The 22,824-nt window shown below is 60.3% G+C and carries 11 protein-coding genes and 5 pseudogenes; 15 read left to right on the forward strand and 1 reads right to left on the reverse strand.

The genetic code is table 11. The features are described from left to right. The first annotated feature begins 155 nt into the window (after positions 1-155). The 12 genes and pseudogenes from RHM58_RS08960 to RHM58_RS09015 all read left to right on the forward strand — a co-directional run bounded on the left by RHM58_RS08960 (position 156) and on the right by RHM58_RS09015 (position 17,452). Positions 156-1,508: a TolC family outer membrane protein gene (locus tag RHM58_RS08960; protein ID WP_322270117.1), complete on the forward strand. Its 1,353-nt coding sequence runs from the start codon at positions 156-158 to the stop codon at positions 1,506-1,508. Between the two features lie 42 nt (positions 1,509-1,550). Continuing rightward, positions 1,551-3,707, forward strand: a complete 2,157-nt coding sequence (locus RHM58_RS08965) for a type I secretion system permease/ATPase (protein ID WP_201199447.1) — start codon at positions 1,551-1,553, stop codon at positions 3,705-3,707. Continuing rightward, a pseudogene (locus RHM58_RS08970) lies at positions 3,697-5,065 on the forward strand (HlyD family type I secretion periplasmic adaptor subunit). The gene RHM58_RS08965 and the pseudogene RHM58_RS08970 overlap by 11 nt, the downstream one beginning before the upstream one ends. Positions 5,066-5,509: 444 nt before the next feature. Further along, the gene (locus tag RHM58_RS08975; protein WP_322270118.1) at positions 5,510-8,056 is read left to right on the forward strand and encodes an EAL domain-containing protein; all 2,547 of its coding nucleotides are present in this window, start codon (positions 5,510-5,512) and stop codon (positions 8,054-8,056) included. A 187-nt stretch (positions 8,057-8,243) separates the two neighbouring features. Beyond that, a complete protein-coding gene (locus tag RHM58_RS08980; protein WP_201199450.1) occupies positions 8,244-9,131 on the forward strand; it encodes a TauD/TfdA dioxygenase family protein in 888 nt (295 codons plus the stop codon). 17 nt (positions 9,132-9,148) lie between these two features. Further along, positions 9,149-10,174 carry an ABC transporter substrate-binding protein gene (locus tag RHM58_RS08985; protein WP_201199452.1) on the forward strand — a complete coding sequence of 342 codons (1,026 nt, stop codon included), beginning with the start codon at positions 9,149-9,151 and terminating at the stop codon, positions 10,172-10,174. 5 nt (positions 10,175-10,179) lie between these two features. Further along, a pseudogene (locus RHM58_RS08990) lies at positions 10,180-11,041 on the forward strand (ABC transporter ATP-binding protein). 20 nt (positions 11,042-11,061) lie between these two features. Further along, entirely contained in the window at positions 11,062-11,928 is an 867-nt protein-coding gene (locus tag RHM58_RS08995) for an ABC transporter permease (RefSeq protein WP_322270120.1), read from the forward strand. A gap of 207 nt (positions 11,929-12,135) precedes the next feature. Next, entirely contained in the window at positions 12,136-13,056 is a 921-nt protein-coding gene (locus RHM58_RS09000; RefSeq protein WP_201256809.1) for a LysR family transcriptional regulator, read from the forward strand. Between the two features lie 217 nt (positions 13,057-13,273). After that, entirely contained in the window at positions 13,274-14,809 is a 1,536-nt protein-coding gene (locus tag RHM58_RS09005) for an MFS transporter (RefSeq protein WP_322270123.1), read from the forward strand. A gap of 26 nt (positions 14,810-14,835) precedes the next feature. Next, complete coding sequence (locus RHM58_RS09010) at positions 14,836-15,900, forward strand: HlyD family secretion protein (protein ID WP_322270125.1); 1,065 nt, start codon at positions 14,836-14,838, stop codon at positions 15,898-15,900. Continuing rightward, a pseudogene (locus RHM58_RS09015) lies at positions 15,897-17,452 on the forward strand (efflux transporter outer membrane subunit). The gene RHM58_RS09010 and the pseudogene RHM58_RS09015 overlap by 4 nt, the downstream one beginning before the upstream one ends. Here RHM58_RS09015 and RHM58_RS09020 read toward each other — a convergent pair. Next, positions 17,433-18,122 carry an NYN domain-containing protein gene (locus RHM58_RS09020; RefSeq protein WP_322270126.1) on the reverse strand — a complete coding sequence of 230 codons (690 nt, stop codon included), beginning with the start codon at positions 18,120-18,122 and terminating at the stop codon, positions 17,433-17,435. The pseudogene RHM58_RS09015 and the gene RHM58_RS09020 sit on opposite strands and share 20 nt — an antisense overlap. A 500-nt stretch (positions 18,123-18,622) precedes the next feature. Here RHM58_RS09020 and RHM58_RS09025 point away from each other — a divergent pair. The 3 genes and pseudogenes from RHM58_RS09025 (at position 18,623) to RHM58_RS09035 (ending at position 22,818) form a co-directional block, all read left to right on the forward strand. After that, a pseudogene (locus RHM58_RS09025) lies at positions 18,623-19,406 on the forward strand (efflux RND transporter periplasmic adaptor subunit). Continuing rightward, positions 19,403-20,721 (forward strand): annotated as a pseudogene (locus RHM58_RS09030) (efflux RND transporter periplasmic adaptor subunit). The pseudogenes RHM58_RS09025 and RHM58_RS09030 overlap by 4 nt, the downstream one beginning before the upstream one ends. After that, a complete protein-coding gene (locus RHM58_RS09035; protein ID WP_322270127.1) occupies positions 20,722-22,818 on the forward strand; it encodes a biotin/lipoyl-binding protein in 2,097 nt (698 codons plus the stop codon). It abuts the pseudogene before it with no gap. Positions 22,819-22,824: the final 6 nt, after the last annotated feature.

The following is a 22,824-nucleotide window of genomic DNA, read 5'->3' on the forward strand; positions in this document are numbered from 1 at the left end:
GTCACATTGATATTTAACGCGGCGACCTGTCCTACAGCGTGTGATCCAGTTCCTGTTTTGAACTTTCCGACATACGGTCATTCCGGTTGCCATCATCCGACGCAGCGCTACTATTTGCTGTGATTCAAGACAAGAAGTCCTGGGATATTTCCAACATGCGTTCATACCTGTTCAAGGCCTTACCCTTCGCCCTTGCCGCCAGTTTTGCCCAAGCCCAATCCTTGCCGGAAGCCATGCAACAGGCGCTGGATGTCCATCCGGAAATCCAGGCAGCGGTTAACAGTCGATTGGCCGCGGATTATCAGTTAAAGGCTGCAAAAGGTGGATACCTGCCACGGGTCGATCTGCTGGGCGGTTATGGTCGCGAAGGCTCTGACAACGCCACTACCCGTGCCGACACCGGTAGCAGTCGCTGGGAAACCCTGAACCGCGGGGAATCGAGCGTGCGTCTGTCGCAAATGGTTTTTGACGGTTTTGCGACGTCCAGCGAAGTAGGGCGCCAACAAGCCACCGTTAACTCCCGCGCCTATTCGTTGCTGGGAACGTCCGAACGCACCGCGCTGACCGTCGCTCAGGTCTATCTAGACGTACTGACTCGCCGCGAATTCGTGCGCCTGGCCGACGAAAACCTGAAAAGCCACGAACGGATTTTCGACCAGATCAAACTGCGCACCTCCCGCGGAGTGGGCAGCGGCGCTGACCTTGACCAGGCAGAAGCGCGTATGGCCCAGGCCCGCAACAACCTGATCACCGAACAAACGAACCTGGCGGACTCCGAGACCAACTACCTCAGCGCCGTCGGCCAGCTGCCCGATCAACTGGAGCGCCCGGCACCGTTCATGGCGCTGTTGCCAGCCAACCTGAATGAAGCCCGCCAGCAGATGCTGGATAACAGCCCGGTCCTGCGTTCCGCCGAATCCGACATTGCCGCTGCCGAAAAGCAATACGAAACCGCCAAGTCGACGTTCTACCCACGTTTCGATGCTGAGTTGGGCCGTACTGCCGACAACAACCTCGACGGACAGCCCGGTTCCAGCAACGAATGGCAAGCCATGCTGCGCATGCGCTTTAACCTGTACTCCGGCGGCAGCAACAAGGCTGACCTGGAATCCAAGTCCTACCTGTCCAACCAGGCGCTGGATATCCGCAACAACGCCTTGCGCGTGTTGAACGAAGAGTTGGGCCTGGCCTGGAACGCCCTGAACAATGCGAACGCTCAGGTGCCGATCGCCCAGCAATACGTCGATCACAGCACCGCCGTGCGTGTCGCGTACCAGAAGCAATTCAGCCTGGGTCAGCGCACCTTGCTCGACTTGCTCGACAGTGAAAACGAACTGTTCACCGCTTCCCGTCGTTTGGCTGATATCAAAAACATTCAGTTATTTACTCAGTACCGAATCAAGGCGACCATGGGCGAGTTGCTCAAGAGCCAGGGAGTGGTCGCACCGTTGGCATCCGTCGTGCAGAACGACGTGAAGCCAAAGGTCCAACTGCCCGGTATGAATTGAGCAGAACCTTCATTGTTCAATTGTTAGCCAAGAGTGCCGAGCGTGGAATCAGAAGTCAGTCGAGTTCAACTCATTCATGATCCACGCGCGCTGCATGACGATCCGTTACTGGATGGCCTGCTAGCCCTGTGCACGCTGCACCAGAAACCGGCCAGCGCCGCGATGCTGACCACCGGTCTGCCGTTGCCCAAGCAGCGCCTGAGCGTCGAATTGCTGCCCCGCGCAGCCGCTCGCGCCGGTCTGCAAGGCCGGGTGCTGCAACGCAAGCTGGAAGACATTCCGGCGATTGCCATGCCGGCGTTGTTGCTGCTCAAGGACGGTCGCAGTGCCGTGTTGCTTGGCTGGCACGGTGAAGACCAGGCCCGTGTGCTGCTCAGCGAAACCGATGGCGGTGAAAGCGTCGTCAGCCGTGAACTGCTGGCCGACGACTACATCGGCAAAGTCTTCTTCGCTCAACCCCAACACAAATTCGACGTCAACCACGGCACGCTGATCCCCCGTGCGCGTTCGTGGTTTCGCGACACCCTCAAGCGCTCGCGCTGGCTGTACGCCGACGCCATCGCCGCCAGTTTTCTGATCAACATCATCGCCATGGCTGCGCCGCTGTTCGTGATGAACGTCTACGACCGCGTCGTGCCGAACCAGGCCGAATCGACCCTGTGGGTGTTGGCGATCGGCATCACCGGCGCCTACCTGTTCGACCTGATCCTCAAGAGCCTGCGCAGCCTCTGCCTGGACCTGGCCGGCAAGAAAACCGACCTGATCATCTCGGCCACGTTGTTCGAACGCATCGTCGGCATGGCCATGAAGTACCGCCCGGCCCGGGTTGGCAGCTTCGCCCAGAACATCCACGAGTTTCAGAGCCTGCGCGACTTCCTTGCGTCGCTGACGCTGACCAGCCTGATCGACCTGCCGTTTACGCTGTTGATCTTCATGGTCATCGCGATCCTTGGCGGGCACCTGGTGTGGATCCCGGTGCTGGCGTTCCCGATTGCCTTGCTGATCGGTTATGCGCTGCAGAAGCCATTGGTGGCGACCATGGAACGAACCATGGCCCTCGCCGCCGAGCGTCAGTCGAGCCTGATCGAAACCCTCGCCGGCCTCGATGCGGTGAAGGTCAACAACGCTGAAAGCGAGCGTCAGTACCAGTGGGAGCAGACCATCGGCACCCTCAGCCGCCTCGAGCTGCGGGTGAAAATGCTTTCCGGCCTGGCGATGAACATCACCTTGCTGATCCAGCAACTGGCCGGGGTGATCATGATCGTCTTCGGCGTGTACCAGATCATCGACGGCCACCTGAGCATGGGCGGTCTGATTGCCTGCTACATGCTCAGCGGTCGCGCGCTTAGCCCGTTGGCCTCGTTGTCCGGCCTGCTGACCCGTTACCAGCAAGCGAAGGTGACGATGGTTTCGGTAGACCAGATGATGGAATTGCCGCAAGAGCGCAATTTCGACGAGCGCCCACTGAGCCGCAAGGTGCTGCAAGGCGCCATCGAGTGCCGTCAACTGAACTTCACCTACCCGAATCAGCAGAACCCGGCGCTGAAGAACATCAATCTGAGCATCAAGCCCGGCGAGAAAATCGGCATCATCGGTCGCAGCGGCTCGGGCAAAAGCTCCCTGGCCAAACTGCTGGTGGGCCTCTATCAACCGGACGACGGCGCCCTGTTGGTGGATGGTGTTGATATCCGTCAGATCGACGTCAGCGAACTGCGCCACAACATCGGTTATGTGCCCCAGGACATTCAGTTGCTCGCCGGTACGCTGCGCGACAATTTGGTATCGGGTGCGCGCTATGTAGAAGACGAACTGGTGCTGCAAGCCGCCGAACTGGCCGGTGTCCACGAATTCGCCCGTCTGCACCCGCAAGGTTATGAGCTGCAAGTCGGCGAGCGTGGGCAGAACCTGTCCGGCGGCCAACGCCAGAACGTCGCCCTGGCTCGTGCGCTGTTGCTCAACCCGCCGATCCTGCTGCTCGACGAACCGACCAGCGCCATGGATAACACCGGCGAAGAACGTCTCAAACAACGCCTTGCTGCGGTGATTGAAAGCAAAACCGTGGTGCTGGTGACGCACCGTGCGTCGCTGCTGTCGCTGGTGGATCGCCTGTTGGTGATCGACCGTGGGCAGATTCTCGCCGATGGCCCGAAAGCCGTGGTGATGGAAGCGTTGAAAAAGGGGCAGATCAGTGTCGCATAAGCCAGGTTTCAAAGACTCTATCCGCCGTTACTTCAAAGGCTCCGCCTCGCTGCAAGGCCAACCGCTGCCGGAAGTGAACAAAGCGCTGATCGAAGATGCGCCGCGTGTGGTGCGGCTGACCATTTGGGCGATCATTGGCTTCTTCGTGTTCCTGATGCTCTGGGCCAACTTCGCGGTCATCGACGAAGTGACCAAGGGCGACGGCAAGGCGATTCCATCGTCCAAGATCCAGAAAATCCAGAACCTTGAGGGCGGTATCGTCTCCGAGCTGTACGTCAAGGAAGGGCAAATCGTTCGAGGCCGGCGCGCCGCTGATTCGCCTGGACGACACGCGGTTCGCTTCCAATGTCGGCGAAACCGAGGCAGATCGCCTGTCGATGCTGCTGCGGGTTGAGCGCTTGAGCGCCGAAGTGGATGACCGTCCGCTGAATTTTCCAGCCGATGTGCTCAAGGCTGTGCCGAACCAGGCCAAGAGCGAAGAGTCGCTGTACACCAGCCGTCGCCAGCAGTTGCACGACGAGATCGGTGGTTTGCAGGAGCAGTTGATACAGCGTCAGCAAGAGCTGCGTGAGTTCACCTCCAAGCAGGCGCAGTACCGCAGTGGCCTGGCGTTGCAACGCCAGGAAATCAACATGTCCGAACCGTTGGTGGCCCAGGGCGCGGTATCGCCGGTGGAAGTGCTGCGACTCAAACGCGCCGAAGTGGAAACCCGCGGGCAACTCGACGCGACCACCCTGGCCATTCCACGCGCCGAATCGGCGATCAAGGAAGTGCAGCGCAAGATCGATGAGACTCGCGGCAAATTCCGCAGCGAAGCCCTGACTCAGCTCAACGAAGCCCGCACCGACCTGAACAAGGCCCAGGCCACCGGCAAGGCGCTGGAAGACCGGGTCAGCCGGACGCTGGTGACCTCGCCGGTTCGCGGCATCGTCAACAAACTGCTGGTGAACACCATTGGCGGCGTGATCCAGCCGGGCGTCGACCTGGTGGAAATCGTGCCGCTGGACGACACCTTGCTGGTGGAAGCAAAAGTCCGCCCGCAAGACATCGCCTTCCTGCACCCAGGGCAAGAGGCGACGGTGAAATTCACCGCGTACGACTACACCATTTATGGCGGGCTCAAAGCCAAGCTTGAGCAGATCGGCGCCGACACCATCACCGATGAAGACAAGAAAACCACGTACTACATCATCAAACTGCGCACCGATCGCAGTCACCTCGGCACCGATGAGAAGCCGCTGCTGATCATTCCGGGGATGGTCGCTTCGGTGGACATCATCACCGGCAAGAAGACCATTCTCAGCTATCTGCTCAAGCCGATTATTCGGGCGCGGGCTGAGGCGCTGCACGAGCGGTAGATCTGATTGCCTCATCGCGAGCAAGCTCGCTCCCACATTGGTTCTGTGTCGTGCACAAAACCCCTGTGGGAGCGAGCTTGCTCGCGATGGCGGCCTAAAGAGCACCACTCGTCAAAATCCCTATCCGTATTCAACTTTTCCATTGATTTGAATCAAGCAGGCAGCGACGCAGTAGCGGCATATTGATATCGGCGTAAAACCGATATTTCTACTAATAAAGAGACATGCCCGCATGCAGATATTCAAGTTCTCTTCGCAGAGCCCTTCTCTACGCGTCATCCCTCTCACCGCACCGTTGCGATTTCATTCTCCAGCCCGCTATTAATTCTTCATTTCGATTGACTCGACCGCATATGGAAATCGGTTGGGTTTGCCTCGCCGAGTGTCTGATTTTTGGGAAGGACCCCAAGCCTCTTATCCCTTCCCCATTAGTAGATCACCGCCATGTCGAACCATAAGGATCTCTCGCAAGTCTTCATCCAGACCCTGGAGCAGAGCGTTGACAGTGTCGTGGTCATCGACAGTCAAAACCGGATCATTTTGTTTAACGAAGCCTCGGAAAAACTCTGGGGATATGGCAGTGCCGAGGTCTTGGGCCGCAATGTCGAACAACTGGTGCCGAAACTGATTCGCCCCCTGCACGACAGTTACATCGACGCGAACCGCCGTACCGGTATCAATAAAATCGTCGGTACCAGTCGCGATGTATTGATCGAATGCAAGGACGGGACCCGGCGCTGGGGGTCGATGTCCATCTCCAGGATCGACGCTCAAGGGCAGATCCTCTACGCCGCGTTTATCAAAGACATCACCCGGCAACATGAAGAACAGCGCCGGTTGTATCTGTTGTCATTGGTGGTCGATACCACCGAGAACGCGATCGTCATCACTGACGCGTCATGGTCAATTATTTACGTCAACGACGGCTTCACTCAGATGTTCGGTTACAGCGCGCAAGACGTCGTCAACAAGACTCCGATCGAAGTGTTGGCACCGTACTTCAAGCATTCGCGCATCGCCGCGATCCGTCGTCAGCTCGCCAAGAGTGATGCCTATCACGGGCAGGAATTCGGTTATGACCGTGGTGGCCAGCGGGTCTGGTGCAACGTCACCACGTACCCGGTCCACGACGCGCACGGCCATCTGACCAACACCGTGAGTGTGATGATCGATGTGACCCACACGCGCATGCATGAAGTGCTGCGGCACAAGATGCTGGAGGCGATGGTTCGCGAAGAGTCACTGCAAACCTTGATGAACCTGGCATGTGTGGAAGTGCAGCGAATCGCCCCGGAAGTGATTGCGACGGTACTGCGGGTCGACGGCCAAGGGTTGCTGCATACCTTGGCGGCCCCCGGTCTTCCGTCCACTTATTCCCGGGCGTTGGATGGCACGGCAATTGGCCCCGAGTCCGGCTCTTGCGGGGCGGCGGCGTTCAGTGGCGAATCGGTCATGGTCAGCGACATCGCCACTCACCCGTACTGGGACGGTTTCCGAGATCTGGCGCTGCCAATCGGTTTGAAGGCCTGCTGGTCAACGCCGATAAAATCCAGCGACGGACGAGTGTTGGGGACGTTTGCGTTCTATTACCGTGAAGCGCGCGAGCCGAGTCCGCTTCACCATTTGCTGGTCAATGCGTGCATTCATTTGTGCGCTTTGGCGTTGGAGCGTGAGGAGTCTCGCCTGCACATCCGCCAATTGGCGTTCTATGACGACCTGACGGGGCTGGCCAATCGGAATTTGCTGCATGCCCGTGCCGAACAGGCCATCGCCCAAGCCTCTCGTCATCAGTCGAGCCTCGCGGTGGTGTTTATCGATCTGGATCGATTCAAACAGGTCAACGACTCCCTCGGCCATCCCGCCGGGGATGAGTTTTTACGCGTCATTGCCAATCGATTGTCCGAACGTCGGCGGGAAAGCGATATCGTTAGCCGGCTCTCGGGCGACGAATTTGTTCTGGTCCTGCCGCAGTGCTCATTGGCGCATGCCACCGACTTGATCGAACAGTTGAGAGGGCAACTGAGCGCTCCGTGCCAGATCTCGGGTGTAACACTCAAGCCGTCGGTGAGCATCGGCGTCAGCATGTTTCCGGATGACGGTCGTACGATGGAGGTGTTGCTGCATCGTGCCGATATGGCGATGTATCAGGCCAAAACCAGTGGTCGTGGACGTGTCTGTTTCTTCAGTGACGGTCTGGACCAATTGGCGCAAGGGCGTTTGCGCCTGGAAGCGGCATTGCGCGAAGCCATTGATGGTGAAGCCCTGCATCTGGTTTATCAGCCGCAGATCGACCTTTGCGAATCCGCGTTATATGGCATTGAGGCCTTGGCGCGCTGGACTCATCCGCAATTGGGGGACGTCTCGCCCACGTGTTTTATTCCGCTGGCGGAAGAATGCGGCTTGATCGGTGAGTTCGGTTTATGGGCGTTGCGAGAGGCCTGCGGTCAACTGGCGAGTTGGCGGCGGCAAGGGCTGCGGGTTCCGACCGTGTCGGTGAACATGTCGCCGACCAATTTCCATAATCGCAACCTGTCCAACATCATCGCGAGGACCCTTGAACAGCATGGTTTGCAGGCAAAAGACCTGACGCTGGAGATTACCGAAAGTGTTTTGATGGACACCAACCCCGACACCCTGACCACGATTGAAGAGGTGCACGCGCTAGGTGTCAGCCTGGCGATGGATGATTTCGGCACCGGTTATTCCAGCCTGAGCTATTTGCGGCGTATGCCGATTCAGGAGCTCAAGCTTGATCGCAGTTTTGTGCATGACCTGGAGAGCGACACAACCAGTCAGGCATTGAGCGAGGCCGTTATTCGCATCGGCGAAAGCCTGCATTTAAGGGTGGTGGCTGAGGGAATCGAGACAATCGAGCAGCAGCGCATTCTACTCAACCAGGGGTACCGGATTGCGCAGGGATTCCTGATTTCCAGGCCCTTGGCGGCAAAGGATTTGGGGCGTTGGCTGGAAAAGCGCTACGCGTACGGCTGAGTGCATCGAAAGCCATATCGTTATTCACTAACGGTATTTAAATTTCAATTCTTATACCTATAAAGTCACTCCCCTGCGTACCTGCCGACCAATCGGCGCGCCGCACGACACGAACCAACACGGGACCTCCGTGAGTTTCTGATCGACGCGCGCGCCCTTGAGCGTGCCGTGCGTGGGAGTGATTTAAATGTCAGCCGTCTCTGCATCTCAAAGCATCGCGCCGCAAACCTTCGACATCCGCCCGTTCAGCGGCGCCGTCGGTGCCGAAATCATCGGCCTGGACTTGTCCCGCCCGATCAATGACCAGGACTTCGCCCGCATCCACCGCGCGCACCTGGATCATCACGTGGTGGTGTTCCGCGACCAGCGCATTACCCCCGAGCAGCAAATCGCCTTCAGCCGTCGCTTCGGCGTGTTGCAGATTCATGTGCTCAAGCAGTTTCTGCTGACCGGCCACCCGGAAATCCTCATCGTTTCCAACATCATCGAAAACGGCGTGTCCGTCGGCCTCGGTGACGCCGGCAAATTCTGGCACTCCGACCTTTCTTATAAAGAACTGCCAAGCCTGGGCTCGATGCTGCACGCCCAGGAGCTGCCGTCCGAGGGCGGCGACACGCTGTTCGCCGACATGCACAAAGCCTGGGACGGCTTGCCCGACGCGCTGCGCAAAGCGGTTGAAGGTCGTTCGGCCGCGCATTCCTACACGGCGCGCTACAGCGAAACCAAATTCGAAGGCAACTGGCGCCCGACCCTGACCCCGGAGCAACTCGCCCAAGTGGCCGAAGTGGTTCATCCGATCATCCGCACTCACCCGGAAAACGGCCGCAAGGCGTTGTTCGTCAGCGAAGGCTTCACCACCCGAATCGTCGGTTTGCCGGAAGACGAGAGCAAACAACTGCTCGACGAGCTCTACGCCCACAGCGTATTGCCGCAAAACATCTACCGCCATCAGTGGCAGCCCCACGACCTGGTGTTCTGGGACAACCGTTCGCTGATTCACCTTGCCGCCGGCTGCCCAAGCTACCTGCGCCGCAAGCTGTTTCGCACCACCATCCAGGGCGACGCGCCTTTCTGATTTGTCGGAGATTGATCATGTCCAAACGTCTTCCATTTGCGCCGTTGGCGGCTGCCATCGGCCTGGGCTTCAGCCTGATCGCCGGCAGCCTGGTGGCGCCGACCGTGGCCCACGCCGAAGGTGAAATTCGCATCGCCGAGCAGTTCGGCATTGTTTACCTGTTGCTCAACGTAGTACGCGATCAGAACCTGATCGAGAAGTACGGCAAGCAGGAAGGCGTCGATATCAAGGTCGATTGGACGCAGCTCTCGGGCGGCGCGGCGGTCAACGATGCGTTGCTCTCCGGTTCCATCGACATTGCCGGTGCCGGCGTCGGCCCGTTGCTGACCATTTGGGACCGCACCCACGGCAAGCAGAACGTCAAAGCCGTGGCCTCTCTCGGCAACTTCCCGTATTACCTGCTGAGCAACAATCCAAACGTCAAAACCATCGCCGACTTCACCGAAAAGGACCGCATCGCGGTGCCGGCGGTCGGGGTCTCGGTGCAGTCGCGCTTTCTGCAATACGCGGCGGCCAAGCAGTGGGGTGACAAGGAATTCAATCGTCTCGACAAGTACACCGTCGCCGTTCCACACCCAGACGCCACCGCAGCGCTGATTGCCGGCGGCACGGAATTGTCCGGGCACTTCTCTAACCCGCCGTTCCAGGATCAGGCCCTGGAAAACCCGAACGTGCACATCGTGCTCAACTCCTACGACGTGCTTGGTCCAAACTCGCCGACGGTGCTGTTTGCCACCGAGAAATTCCGCGACGAGAACCCGAAAACGTATAAAGCCTTCGTTGAAGCCCTGACCGAAGCCGCCGAGTTTGCCCAGAACGACAAAGGTGCAGCGGCTGACACTTACATCCGCGTGACCAAGGCAAAAATCGACCGCGCCACACTGCTGAAAATCATCGATAACCCGCAGTTCGAATTCAGCGTCACGCCGAAGAACACTTACCCGTTGGCCGAATTCCTCTACCGCGTCGGCGCGATCAAAAACAAACCGGAGTCGTGGAAGGATTACTTCTTCCAGGACGCCAAACCGCTGCAAGGGAGCTGATCAAGATGAACGCCCCCTTGCAAGGCCACACGGCCAGCAACCCGGCCGCAGCAGCCCAAGCGCTGTTGTCGGTCGACCAAGTCAGCCTGGAATACCGCACGCCGCAGCGGGTGGTTCGGGCCACCCATCAGGTCAGTTTTGAAATCGATCCGGCAGACCGTTTTGTGCTGCTCGGCCCATCCGGGTGCGGCAAATCAACGTTACTCAAAGCCGTCGCCGGGTTTATCCAGCCGTGCGAGGGCGAGATTCGTCTTCAGGGCCAAACCGTCCATGCGCCGGGCCCGGACCGGATCGTGGTGTTCCAGGAGTTCGATCAACTGCCGCCGTGGAAAACCGTCAAACAGAACGTGATGTTTCCATTGCTGGCGTCGAAAACCCTGAAGCGAAAAGAAGCCGAAGAACGGGCGCTGCACTATCTGGACAAGGTCGGGCTGGCGGCGTTTGCCGATGCCTACCCGCACACCTTGTCCGGCGGCATGAAGGCGCGGGTGGCGATTGCTTCGGGCGCTGGCCATGCAGCCGAAAATCCTGCTGATGGACGAACCCTTCGCCGCCCTCGATGCGTTGACCCGACGCAAGATGCAGGAAGAATTGCTGCTGCTCTGGGAAGAGGTGCGGTTCACGCTGTTGTTTGTGACGCACTCCATCGAAGAAGCGCTGGTGGTGGGCAATCGGATCCTGCTGTTGTCGCCGCATCCGGGTCGGGTACGGGCGGAAGTCCACAGCCATCAGTACGACTTGCACAGCCTCGGTGGCGTGGCGTTTCAGGAGTCGGCGCGGCGGATTCATCGGTTGTTGTTCGATGAAGGCCAGTCCCCGGAAACCGAGCGTGAGCTGGACTTTTCCGACATACGCATCGCTTATTGAGCCATTGAGAGGATTGCCCGATGAGCCATCTATCGTCCCCGCGTGAAGAATTCGAAACTGATTTGCAGCCGCTGACCAGCGTACCGCTGGAGCGTGAACTGCCGCTTGGCCAACGCCTCTGGCAGCAAGGCTGGCTGCGAAAAAGCCTGATCCTGATATTGCTGGCCGTGCTTTGGGAAGTCGTCGCGCGTATTCAGAACAACGACCTGCTGCTGCCGAGCTTTCTGCAAACCAGCAGCGCCCTGTATGACGGTCTGCTCAGCGGCGAGTTGCTGAGCAAAGTCTGGATCTCGCTGATCGTTTTACTGAAGGGTTACCTGATCGGCATCGTGCTGGCGTTTGCCCTGACCACCCTGGCGGTCTCGACGCAGTTCGGTCGCGACCTGCTGAGCACGCTGACCTCGATGTTCAACCCGTTGCCGGCGATTGCGCTGTTGCCGCTGGCGCTGCTGTGGTTTGGTTTGGGGCAGAACAGCCTGATTTTCGTGTTGGTGCACTCGGTGCTCTGGGCCTTGGCGTTGAACACGTACGCCGGGTTTCTCGGCGTCTCGGAAACCCTGCGTATGGCCGGCCGCAACTATGGCCTCAAGGGCATGCGTTTCGTGTTGTTCATCCTGATTCCGGCGGCGCTGCCGTCGATTCTTGCAGGGCTGAAAATCGGCTGGGCTTTTGCCTGGCGCACGCTGATCGCGGCTGAATTGGTGTTTGGCGCCACCAGCGGCAAGGGTGGTTTGGGTTGGTACATTTTTCAGAATCGCAATGAGCTGTACACCGACAAAGTGTTTGCCGGGTTGGCGGTGGTGATTTTGATTGGGTTGCTGGTGGAGAACCTGGTGTTCGACACGCTGGAGCGGGTAACGGTGAAGCGGTGGGGGATGCAGCGGTAGGTTTCAGTTTCTGCGGCGCCTGGTCTGGCCTCTTCGCGAGCAAGCCCGCTCCCACAGGGTTCGGTGTCGAACAGTAATCCGTGTCCACCGAAAATCTACTGTGGGAGCGGGCTTGCTCGCGAAGGCGCCGGCCCAGCCACCACCCAACCCAAGGATGTTTGCTAGCATTGCGCCTGAATCATTCCTGATCAGCCATGAGTGCTCAACATGCAACTCCCGGACATGAACCTGTTGGTCGCCCTCGATGCCTTGCTCGACGAAGGCAGTGTGGTCGGCGCCGCGCGGCGGATGAACCTCAGCCCGGCGGCCATGAGCCGAACCCTGACCCGAATCCGCGAAGCCATCGGTGACCCGATCCTGGTGCGCGCCGGCCGTGGACTGGTGCCGACCCCCAAGGCACTGGCATTGCGCGAGCAGGTGCGGGACGTGGTGGAGCAAGCGGCGCTGTTGTTCCGCTCGGCCGATGCGGTGGAGCTGGGCACATTACGCCGTCGCTTCAGTATTCGCGCCAATGACTTTTTCGTCGGCGTTTACGGCGGCAAGCTGTTCGACACCATGGAGCGTCAGGCCCCGCACTGCGAGCTGCGTTTCGTCCCGGAAGGCGATGGGGACGATGAGGCGTTGCGTGAAGGGCGGATCGACCTGAGCATCAGCAACAATCGCCCGTCGATGCCGGAAGTGAAGATTCAGAACCTGTTTGCTACTCACTTCGTCGGCCTGGCCAGGGAAGATCATCCGCTGTTTGCCGAAGAAATCACCGCCGAGCGTTACGCCGGGTTCTCCCATATCAGCATGTCCCGTCGCGGCATTGCCCGTGGGCCGATCGACACGGCGCTCAATGCCTTGGGGCTGGAGCGGCGGGTGGCGGTGATTGCGCCGAGTTTCCATGCGGCGATGTTTGCGTTGCCGGATTCCGATCTGTTGCTGCCTGTGCCCAAGGAAGCACTGCTGAGCGTACGGCGTCTGGGCCTGAAACTACGTTCATTCACCCTGCCGATTCCATTGCCGACGCTAATGCTCACTCAAGCCTGGCACCCGCGCTACGACAAAGACCCGGCCCACCGCTGGATGCGCGAAACCCTCAAGGCCTGTTGCGACGAAACCTGGCTGGCCGCGCAACCGATCTGAAGTTGACGCAAATCCCCTGTGGGAGCGGGCTTGCTCGCGAAGAGGCCATTACATTCAACATCAATATTGACTGACCCACCGCTTTCGCGAGCAAGCCCGCTCCCACAGGGGCTTCATTGCTGCGCCTGACGCACTTATAACCTGCCAACAAGTCAATTTTCGTAACGCCCCACGCTCCATAAAATGCTCCGGTATTCCCTTCCGGAGCTTGCACCCCATGACTTCCCTCACGGCCCCGGCCCCTTTCGCCGTGGCCAGCCCCACCGCCGTCACGCCACCGGTCTTCGGTCTGCGGATCATCATCGGTCTGGTGGGCGTGTTGCTGGCGGTGCTGGTGTCCGGCCTGAACGAGATGGTGACCAAAGTCGCGTTGGCCGACATTCGCGGCGCGCTGGCCATCGGTTACGACGAAGGCACCTGGCTGGTCGCCAGTTACACCGCGACCTCGGTGGCGGCGATGGCGTTTGCGCCGTGGTGTTCGGTGACGTTCTCGTTGCGGCGTTTCACTCTCTACGCCATCGGCATCTTCACCTTGCTCGGCGTGCTGTGCCCGTTCGCACCGAATTACGAAAGCCTGTTGCTCATGCGCATCTTGCAAGGCCTGGCCGGCGGGGCATTGCCGCCGATGCTGATGACCGTTGCGCTGCGTTTCCTGCCGGCCAACGTCAAGCTTTACGGCCTGGCCGGTTATGCCCTGACCGCGACATTCGGCCCCGGCCTCGGCACACCATTGGCCGGGTTGTGGACCGAGTACGTCGGCTGGCAATGGACCTTTTGGCAAATCATCGCACCGTGCCTGATCGCCATGGCGGCGGTGGCCTACGGTTTGCCTCAGGACCCACTGCGCCTGGAGCGCTTAAAGCAGTTCAACTGGCGTGGTTTGCTATTGGGCTTTCCGGCGATTTGCATGCTGGTGATCGGCATCTTGCAGGGCAATCGGCTGGACTGGTTCGAATCGAGCCTCATCTGCTTTTTGCTCGGCGGCGGGTTGCTGTTGCTGGTGCTGTTCCTGATCAACGAATGGTCGCAGCCGATTCCGTTTTTCAAGTTGCAGATGCTCGGCATCCGCAACCTGTCGTTTGCTTTGATGACCCTCGCCGGGGTGTTGGTGGTGCTGTTGGCGGTGGTGATCATTCCCTCCAGTTACCTGGCGCAGGTCCAGGGTTATCGGCCGATTCAGACCGCGCCGATCATGCTGCTGGCAGCGCTGCCGCAATTGATCGCGCTGCCGTTGGTGGCGGCGCTGTGCAACCTGCGCTGGGTCGATTGCCGTTGGGTGCTGGGGATTGGCCTGAGCATGCTGGCGTTGTCCTGCCTCGGTGGTTCGCAACTGACCTCGGCGTGGATTCGCGACGATTTCTACCTCCTGCAACTGCTGCAAATCTTCGGTCAGCCCATGGCGGTGTTGCCGCTGCTGATGCTTTCCACCGGCAGCATCACGCCGATGGAAGGGCCGTTCGCCTCGGCCTGGTTCAACACCGTCAAAGGCCTGGCCGCGGTGATCGCCACCGGCGTACTCGATGCGCTGACCACCTCAAGGCAGCATTTCCACTCGACCATGTTGGTCGACAGCCTCGGTAACTCGCCCCTGGCCGACAGCGACAGTGCCGGCCTTGCCCATCGGCTGCATGAGCAGGCCGTGGTGCTGACGTCTTCCGATCTTTATCTGTGCATGGCCGGCGTCGCGGTGGCGCTGATCCTGCTGATTTTCTGGCTGCCGACACGGATCTATCCGCCGCGCGCGCCGACTTGAACGCTTCATTGAAACAGAAGGTTTTTATGACGACTTATCCAAAGCAAAAAGTGGCTGTCGGCGTTGCCGCAGCGATCGCGGTCGGCGTGCTGATTTACCTGGTCGCGCCAGGACTGTTCGGCAAGCGCACGCAACAGAGCACCAACGACGCCTTTGTCTCTGCGGACTTCACCCTGGTGGTGCCGCGGGTCGCCGGGTTTATCAAAGAGGTGTTGGTCGAGGACAACCAGCAGGTCAAGGCGGGGCAGTTACTGGCGTTGATCGATGACCGGGATTTGCGCGCCGCCGCCCAGGCCGCCGACGCCGAAACCCTGGTGGCCAGGGCGCAACTGCAAAACGCTCGGGCGACCCTTGAGCGTCAGGCATCGGTGATCGCTCAGGCTCAGGCGACGGTGGTGTCGGCCAAGGCCGAAATGGCCTTCGCCGAGCATGAACTGAACCGCTACAACCACCTCGCGGGCGTGGGCGCCGGTACGGTGCAGAACGCGCAACAGGCGCGGACCCATATCGATCAGGCCACCGCGCGGCTGGCCAACGCCACGGCGGTGCTGGCGGCAGAACGCAAGCAGGTGGAGATCCTCACCGCCCAGCGTGACGCGGCCGAAGGTGGGCTGAAGCGGTCACAAGCGGCGCTGGAAATGGCCAGCTACGAGCTGTCTTACACCCGCATCGTTGCGCCGCAGGACGGCATGGTCGGTGAGCGTGCGGTGCGGGTCGGCGCGTATGTGACGCCGGGCAGCAAGATTCTGGCGGTGGTGCCGCTGGCTCAGGCTTATGTGGTCGCCAATTTCCAGGAGACTCAACTGACGGATGTGCAGCAGGGGCAGGACGTGCGGATTCGTGTCGACAGCCTCGGTGGCGAAGCGTTGAGCGGTCGTGTCGAAAGTATCGCGCCGGCCACCGGGGTGACGTTTGCTTCGATCAAACCAGATAACGCGACTGGCAACTTCACCAAAGTGGTGCAGCGGATTCCGGTGAAAGTCGTTCTTGAACCGGGCCAGCCGTTGGCTGGGCGGTTGCGGGTGGGGATGTCGGTGGAGGCGCAGATTGATACGGCCAGCGTTGATAAGCATGAGGTCGTTCAACGATGAAAATCTCCGTTGATCATTCTGACGCCTTCGCGGGCAAGCCCGCTCCCACAGGGGAATGCATTTCAAAGTGGGAGCGGGCTTGCTCGCGAAGAGGCCAGTGGCCGCAACTGACTTTCTGCGCCTTGCTCGTCTTGGGGATGTCTGCCTGCACCGTCGGCCCGGACTTCCAAAAACCTGAGCCACAGCAAATCACCGAATGGTCAAAACCAGCAAAGCCCGCCGCCAGCCAAGCTGTCGCCCAAACCATGGACGAACGCTGGTGGGAGATTTTCCACGATCCGAAACTCTCAGCCCTGACCCAGCGGGCCCTGATCGATAACCTCGATCTGAAACTCGCCAGCAGCCGCTTGCAGCAAAGCCGCGCCGCCCGCCAGGTCATCACCGCTGATCGTTACCCTCACACCGCCGCCACCGGCAGTTATGGCCGTGAACGCAACAGCGTTGTGGGCTTGAGCGATCCGTCGGGCAAAAACGGCGACTCGGCGTTCAACCTCTGGGACGCCGGCTTCTCTGCGTCTTGGGAGTTGGACTTCTGGGGCCGCGTGCGCCGCGAAACTGAAGCCGCCGACGCGACCCTTGAAGTCGCCGAAAACGACCGTCGCGGCGTGTTGCTGTCGGTATTGGCCGAAACCGCTCAGGACTACATCCAGTTGCGCGGTGTGCAGAACACCCGAGCCGTCACCGAACAGAATCTCGACGTCGCCCGGCACAGTCTGAGGCTCTCGCAACTGCGCCTGGCCGACGGCGTGGCCACGGACCTGGACGTCGCTGAAGCGGCCGCACAAGTGGCGGCCATCGAGTCTCGCCTGCCGGCGCTGGAGCAGCGTCAGTCTCAACTGATCAACGCCCTGAGCCTGTTGATGGGCGAGCCGCCGCAAGCGTTGCAAGCCGAGTTATCCACAGACGCCCCGGTGCCGCAGACTCCGCGTCAGGTTGCCATCGGCCTGCCGTCGCAACTGGCCGAGCGTCGCCCGGACATCCGTCAGGCCGAAGCCCGGCTGCATGCCGCGACCGCAAGCATCGGCGTGGCCAAGGGCGATTTCTATCCGCGGATCACCCTGTCGGGCAACGTCGGCTCGCAGTCCATGCAACTGAGCGATTTCGGTTCCTGGGGCTCGCGTTCGTTCGGCATCGGCCCGCAATTCAGCCTGCCGCTGTTCGACGGCGGCCGTCTGCGCGGCATGCTCAACCTGCGCGAAGCCCAGCAACAGGAAGCGGCGCTGGCCTACCAGCAAACCGTGCTGCGCGCCTGGCATGAAATCGACGATCAACTGACCGCCTACAACGCCAGCCAACTGCGCCGCGACAGCCTCGCCGAAGCCGTACGCCAGAACCAGATCGCCCTGCGCACCGCGCAACAGCAATACGTGGAAGGCGTGGTGGACTTCGTCAACGTGCTGACGGTGCAAGGCGAATTGTTGGCGACGCAACAGCAATGGGTCGAGAGCTCGACCGGGGTGTCGCTGGCGATGGTGGGGTTGTACAAGGCGTTGGGGGAGGGTGGGAGTCGGTTTATCCGGTGGCGAACGTCGTTACCAATAATCCGGTTTGATGGCGGGTGTTTTACGGGTCGGAACGCGGTCTGGAAATTGGTGTGATTGCAGCTCTTCTGCGCTGATGACTCGTCGCATCCAGTGAGCGTGCTCTTTCAACGAACCGGGCGGAGTTCGTTTGAGCCCCGTCCTGTATGGAAGAACGATGCCTAGGGTTATTTGGGGAAAGTCTTCTCGGATCGCCCTGAGTGCGGGGGCCATATCCGTATCCCCTGATACCAGAACAAGTTGCTGGATGCTTTCCGTCGCCGTGACATTGGCTTGTCTGGCCGCCGTGCGATACATGCTTATCGCGATATGGACGTCCGTTTCCTTTTCTTCGAGTTTCCAGATAGGGATCGTATCTTGACGCGAGGCACGGAGTTTCTTGTTGATGAAGCGTGGTGCGCGTGCAGGTTCGAGTTGGTGGCGACCATAGTGAACGACAACATTGTGAGCCCTCAGGGTACGGACGTAAGTATCTTGAGCTTCCTTGGCCTCGACGCCGCGCGTAGCCAGTTCGGGTTTAACCGACGAGGTGAAGTAGTCGATTGAGGCGACAGAGCTTTGAGGGTTTTCAATGTGAGCGATATGCGCCAACAACTGCGGCAGATTTAGCCATTTATAAGGTGTGTCAGCCAGCAACCCGTAGAACACGTTGTAGCCATCAACAAAGAACGCAGTGCGCACAAATCCAACCCTCAGAAACGAAAAAACCGGCCGAAGCCGGTTTTTTCACCACCTACTGCCAGAGAACTGAATCTCTGCGTACGGGGTTGAGTAGTGCACTGATCCTAAATTGAGTGTGTCACGCACGTCAACCTTCGACTGATCAGGGCACTACTCGACTGGATCTTTTCCAGCACCGGCAATCCAGTTTTGTGGGGGGGCGGGCCGAAGGTCAAGTCGCGAATAGCTTCATCTGTTAATGATTGTTGCGACAGACAAGCAGCGCCGGGGTGTGGGTGTATAGGAGCAAAAAGGTCCATCACCCCTTTCAGGATTGACTGAAGTGGTATTCCCAAATTTGTGTGGGATTTATTACCCAAGCCCAATGAGTGCGAGAACAAGCGAGAACTCTGAAATTTATGTCCTTCTTGAAACAACACATTTCTATCCAATGATGGCTACTCGCTTGACGCCACCCCGCGCTGTCGTAGACTCCGCTCATCCGTCAGGGAGTCACGGTCATGCCGCGTTTTGGAAGTTGGGTTCTAGGATTGACCTTTGTAACGTGCGCAGTACAGGCGCAAACACCCGCGGCAGACGATCCGCTGTTGGAAAACAGTCCGGTCGGGAGCACTTCGCAGGCCAGCAGTGAAGCTCGTGGCGTGCTGCGGGCGCGGGATCAAGCGGTGCTCGCCAGCGAGTTGCCGGGGCGTATTGTCGAGTTGCCGTTCAGTGAGGGCGAGTCGTTCAAGAAGGGCGACACCCTGGCGCGTTTCGATTGCTCGGGCTTTCAGGCCCAGCTCAATGCGGCGCAGGCTGCCACCCGTGGGGCCAGTGAAGAATTGGCTCACAACAAGCAATTGGCAGCGTTGAATTCGGTCGGGCGTTTCGAAGTGGCGCGGGCCGAGGCCAAGGTCAGCGAGACTCAGGCGCAGTCCCAGGTCTATCAAGTGCAGGTCAAACGTTGCAGCGTGATCGCGCCGTTTGATGGCCAGGTTGTCGAGCGCAAGGTCCAGCGTTATGAAAGCGTGGCTGCCGGCGCGCCGTTGCTGGATGTGGTCGACAACCGCACCCTGGAAATCCATTTGCTGATTCCGTCGCGCTGGATGGGCAAGCTCAAGCCCGGCCAAACCTTCAGTTTTGTGCCCGATGAAACCGGTCAGCCGCTGGATCGCGACGGCCAAGCGCCTCGGCGCGCGCATCGATGAAGGCAGCCAGACCTTGCTGTTGGTGGCGACGCTGCCCAACGCCACGGGCCTATTGGCCGGCATGAGCGGAACGGCGCGTTTCGCGGAGCTCAAGTGAACGCCCCGGTAACGGGCGGGGCCGAGCAGGTCTTCGCCCGGTTCCTCGACCTTGAACGTCAGACCCGCGCCGCTCGCAACCCGGCGCAACTGGCTTACAGCCTGGTCAATGACGGCCAGGCCTTGTTTGGTTTTCGCCACGCGGCGTTGTTGATTGCCGGCAAGGTGCAAGCCGTGACCGGCGTAAGCACCGTGGACCCGAACGCGCCATTCGTGGCGTTCGTCGAGCAGGCGGTGGCGCAGTTGTTCAAGCTCGACCTGTTGAAGCAGGCGCGAGCGATTTCCCCACGCTGCTGAGCGAATCGATTCAAGCCGACTGGCAAAGCCTCTCCAGCGCCCAGGTGTTCTGGCTGCCCTTGGTGGATCATCAGGGCGAGGTGTTCGGCGGTTTGTGGCTGGCCCGCGACGTGGCGTGGAACCCGCCTGAGCAAATATTGCTGTCACAACTGGGCGACACTTACAGCCACGCCTGGCTGGCGCTGCAACCGCGCAAACCCTGGCGCCTGCGCTGGACCCGAAAACGTCAGGTCGCATTGGTCGTGGTGTTACTCCTCGGGCTGCTGATCCCGGTGCGCCAATCGGTGCTGGCGCCGGCCGAAGTCGTGCCGCTGGGCGGGCGCGTGGTGGCGGCTCCGCTGGATGGAGTGATCGCCGAGTTCCTGGTCAAACCCAACCAGACGGTAAAAACCGGCGACCTGCTGCTGCGCTTCGAAAGCACCACCCTCAAGGCCCAGGCCGATGTGGCTGATCGTGCGCTGGGTGTGGCTGAAGCCGAGCTCAAGGCCAATTCCCAGCGTTCGTTCGCCGATGCTGAATCCAGTTCGAAAATTGATTTATTGGCCGCGCGGGTCGAGCAGAAACGCGCCGAACGTGATTACGCCCGTGAACTGCTCAAACGCAGTGAAGTCCGTGCCGAACGCAACGGCATCGCGGTGTTTGCCGACGCCGACCGCTGGACCGGAAAACCGGTGCAAACCGGCGAACGCTTGATGGAAATCGCCGACCCGAACCAGGCTGAACTGCGCATCGAGCTGGCGGTGGGCGACGCGATTGCCCTGGAACCGGGGGCGCAGGTCGCGTTGTTTCTCGACAGTGATCCTTTGCAGCGCCATTTGGCCAAGCTGGAACGCTCAGCTTACGAGGCACAGCCCACGGCGGGCGGGCAACTGGCCTATCGGCTGGATGCCAATTTCGAAAATGCCCCGCCGCGTATCGGTTTGCGCGGTACGGCGAAAATTTTCGGCGACCGGGCGCCGCTGGCGTTGTACCTGTTACGCCGGCCACTGGCCGGGTTGCGGCAAAGCGTGGGCCTCTAGATGGTTTTGCCGAGCTTGCGGGCCGACCTGCAATTGTCGACCGCGGCCCCAGCCCTCGACGGCTCGCCGCGCTGGACCCTGGCCGACCCGGTGCGCGGGCGCTATTTCAAACTCGGCGCGACGGCGATGCGCTTGCTACGACATTGGTCCCTTGGCGATCCCGAGCAGGTGCTGCGCGCCGCCAACCGTGAGCCGGGTTTGCCGCTGGACGGCGCCGAGCTTGAGCAGTTGCTGGGTTTTTTGCGCAGTCACGACTTGATCTCCGCACTCGATCCGCAACAACGCGCCAGCTACAGCCTGAAGGCCGCCGCTCAGCGTCGCAGCCTGTGGCAAATCCTGCTGCATCAATACCTGTTTTTCCGTATTCCACTATGGCGCCCCGACGCGTTTCTCAATCGCGCCTGGCCTTGGCTGGAGCGTTTTGGGCCGCGGGCGTTGCGCTATGGATTACCGGCCACCTTGGGGCTGGGGGTGTTTCTGGTGTCGAGGGACTGGCAGCGCTTTGTGGCGACGTTCCCGCATTTGTTCAGCCTCGGTGGTGCCTTGTCCTTCGGCGTGGCGCTGTTCTTCGCCAAGCTGTGTCACGAGTTCGGCCACGCGTTCATGGCCAAGCGCGCCGGTTGCCGGGTGCAGAGCATGGGCGTGGCGTTCATGGTGATGCTGCCGATGTTTTATACCGACGTCAGCGACGCCTGGCGGGTCAACGATCGGCGCGCGCGGCTGCTGATTGGTGCTGGCGGTGTTATGGCGGAACTGTTGCTGGCCTGCATCGCGTTGCTGGCCTGGTCGCTGCTGCCCGACGGCCCCGCTCGTACGGCGGCGTTCATGCTTGCCAGTGCCACGTGGATCACTACGCTGGTGATCAACCTCAACCCGTTCATGCGCTTCGATGGTTACTTTTTGCTCAGCGATTTTCTTGAAGTGGACAACCTCCAGGGCCGGGCCTTTGCCCTGTGTCGCTGGCGTCTGCGTGAGTTTCTGTTCGGCTATGGCGAAGCGGCGCCGGAGCCGTGGTCGCCGAAGATGCAGCGGCGTTTGTTGATGTGGGGGTATGGCTCATGGTTGTGGCGTGCAGTGTTGTTTTTCGGGATCGCGTTGGCGGTCTACCACCTGTTCTTCAAGGTATTGGGGATTTTCCTGATGCTGGTGGAGTTGGTGTGGTTCATTTTTCTGCCGATCATGAGTGAGTGGCGCCAGTGGTGGACCCGCCGGGAACAGGCCCACGGACCGCGGGTGTTGCTCAGTGGCCTGGCGTTGCTCGGCGTGCTGTTGGTGCTGGTGTTGCCCTGGCGCAGCGCGGTGGAGTTGCCGACGATGCTCGAGGCCGGACGCGCCAGTGCCTTGCATGCGCCGGTGGCGTCGCGGGTCAAACGCGTGAATGTGCATGACGGTCAGGTAGTCGCCGAGGGTGATGTGCTGGTCGAGCTGGAATCGCCGGATCTAGACTCGCGCCAGGCTATTGTCCGTCAGGAAATTCAGATCCAGCAGTTGCAGATGCGCCGTCAGGCCGGTCGCAGCGAAACGGCAGCGGATGCCAATATCGTCGAACAGCGCCTGGCCGAAGCGGTGGCCGAATACCGTGGGCTGGCCGCTCAGCGCGAGCGCCTGTTGCTGCGTGCACCCCACGCCGGCACGGTGCGCGATTTACTGCCGCAGCTGGTGCCCGGTCGTTGGCTGGCCACCAAAGACCCATTGGCGCGGGTGGTCGAAGACGGCGCGCGGTTGCGCGGTTATCTGGCCGAGGCGGACCTCTGGCGTGTGACGCCGGGGGCGCACGGGCGCTTTATCGCCGACGACCCGATGCACCCGGCGGTCGCCGTGCAACTGACGGACATCGACGCCAATGGCGTCTCTTATGTTGATCAGGAAGCACTGACGTCCGACCATCACGGGCCGATTGCCGTACGCCGTGATCAGTCGCAACGGGCTGAGCCGGTGCAAGCGCAATACGGCGCGCGGCTTAGCCTGCTCGACAACGCGCCGACGCCGATACAACCCTTGCGCGGAATCGTGGTGTTGCAGGGCAGCGGTGAGTCGTTACTGGGAACGGCCTGGCGGCGCATGGCGGCGCTGGGTGTGAGGGAAAGTGGTTTCTAAGGGAGA

It is taken from the genome of Pseudomonas sp. 10S4, from assembly GCF_034344865.1.
Taxonomy (GTDB): Bacteria; Pseudomonadota; Gammaproteobacteria; order Pseudomonadales; family Pseudomonadaceae; genus Aquipseudomonas.

Excerpts from the sequence above, each read along its gene's own strand:
- RHM58_RS08985 (WP_201199452.1), top strand. The coding sequence starts at position 9,149 with ATGTCCAAACGTCTTCCATTTGCGCCGTTGGCGGCTGCCATCGGCCTG.
- RHM58_RS09005 (WP_322270123.1), top strand. The coding sequence starts at position 13,274 with ATGACTTCCCTCACGGCCCCGGCCCCTTTCGCCGTGGCCAGCCCCACC.
- RHM58_RS08995 (WP_322270120.1), top strand. The coding sequence starts at position 11,062 with ATGAGCCATCTATCGTCCCCGCGTGAAGAATTCGAAACTGATTTGCAG.
- RHM58_RS09010 (WP_322270125.1), top strand. The coding sequence starts at position 14,836 with ATGACGACTTATCCAAAGCAAAAAGTGGCTGTCGGCGTTGCCGCAGCG.
- RHM58_RS08975 (WP_322270118.1), top strand. The coding sequence starts at position 5,510 with ATGTCGAACCATAAGGATCTCTCGCAAGTCTTCATCCAGACCCTGGAG.
- RHM58_RS09035 (WP_322270127.1), top strand. The coding sequence starts at position 20,722 with ATGGTTTTGCCGAGCTTGCGGGCCGACCTGCAATTGTCGACCGCGGCC.
- RHM58_RS08960 (WP_322270117.1), top strand. The coding sequence starts at position 156 with ATGCGTTCATACCTGTTCAAGGCCTTACCCTTCGCCCTTGCCGCCAGT.
- RHM58_RS08980 (WP_201199450.1), top strand. The coding sequence starts at position 8,244 with ATGTCAGCCGTCTCTGCATCTCAAAGCATCGCGCCGCAAACCTTCGAC.
- RHM58_RS09000 (WP_201256809.1), top strand. The coding sequence starts at position 12,136 with ATGCAACTCCCGGACATGAACCTGTTGGTCGCCCTCGATGCCTTGCTC.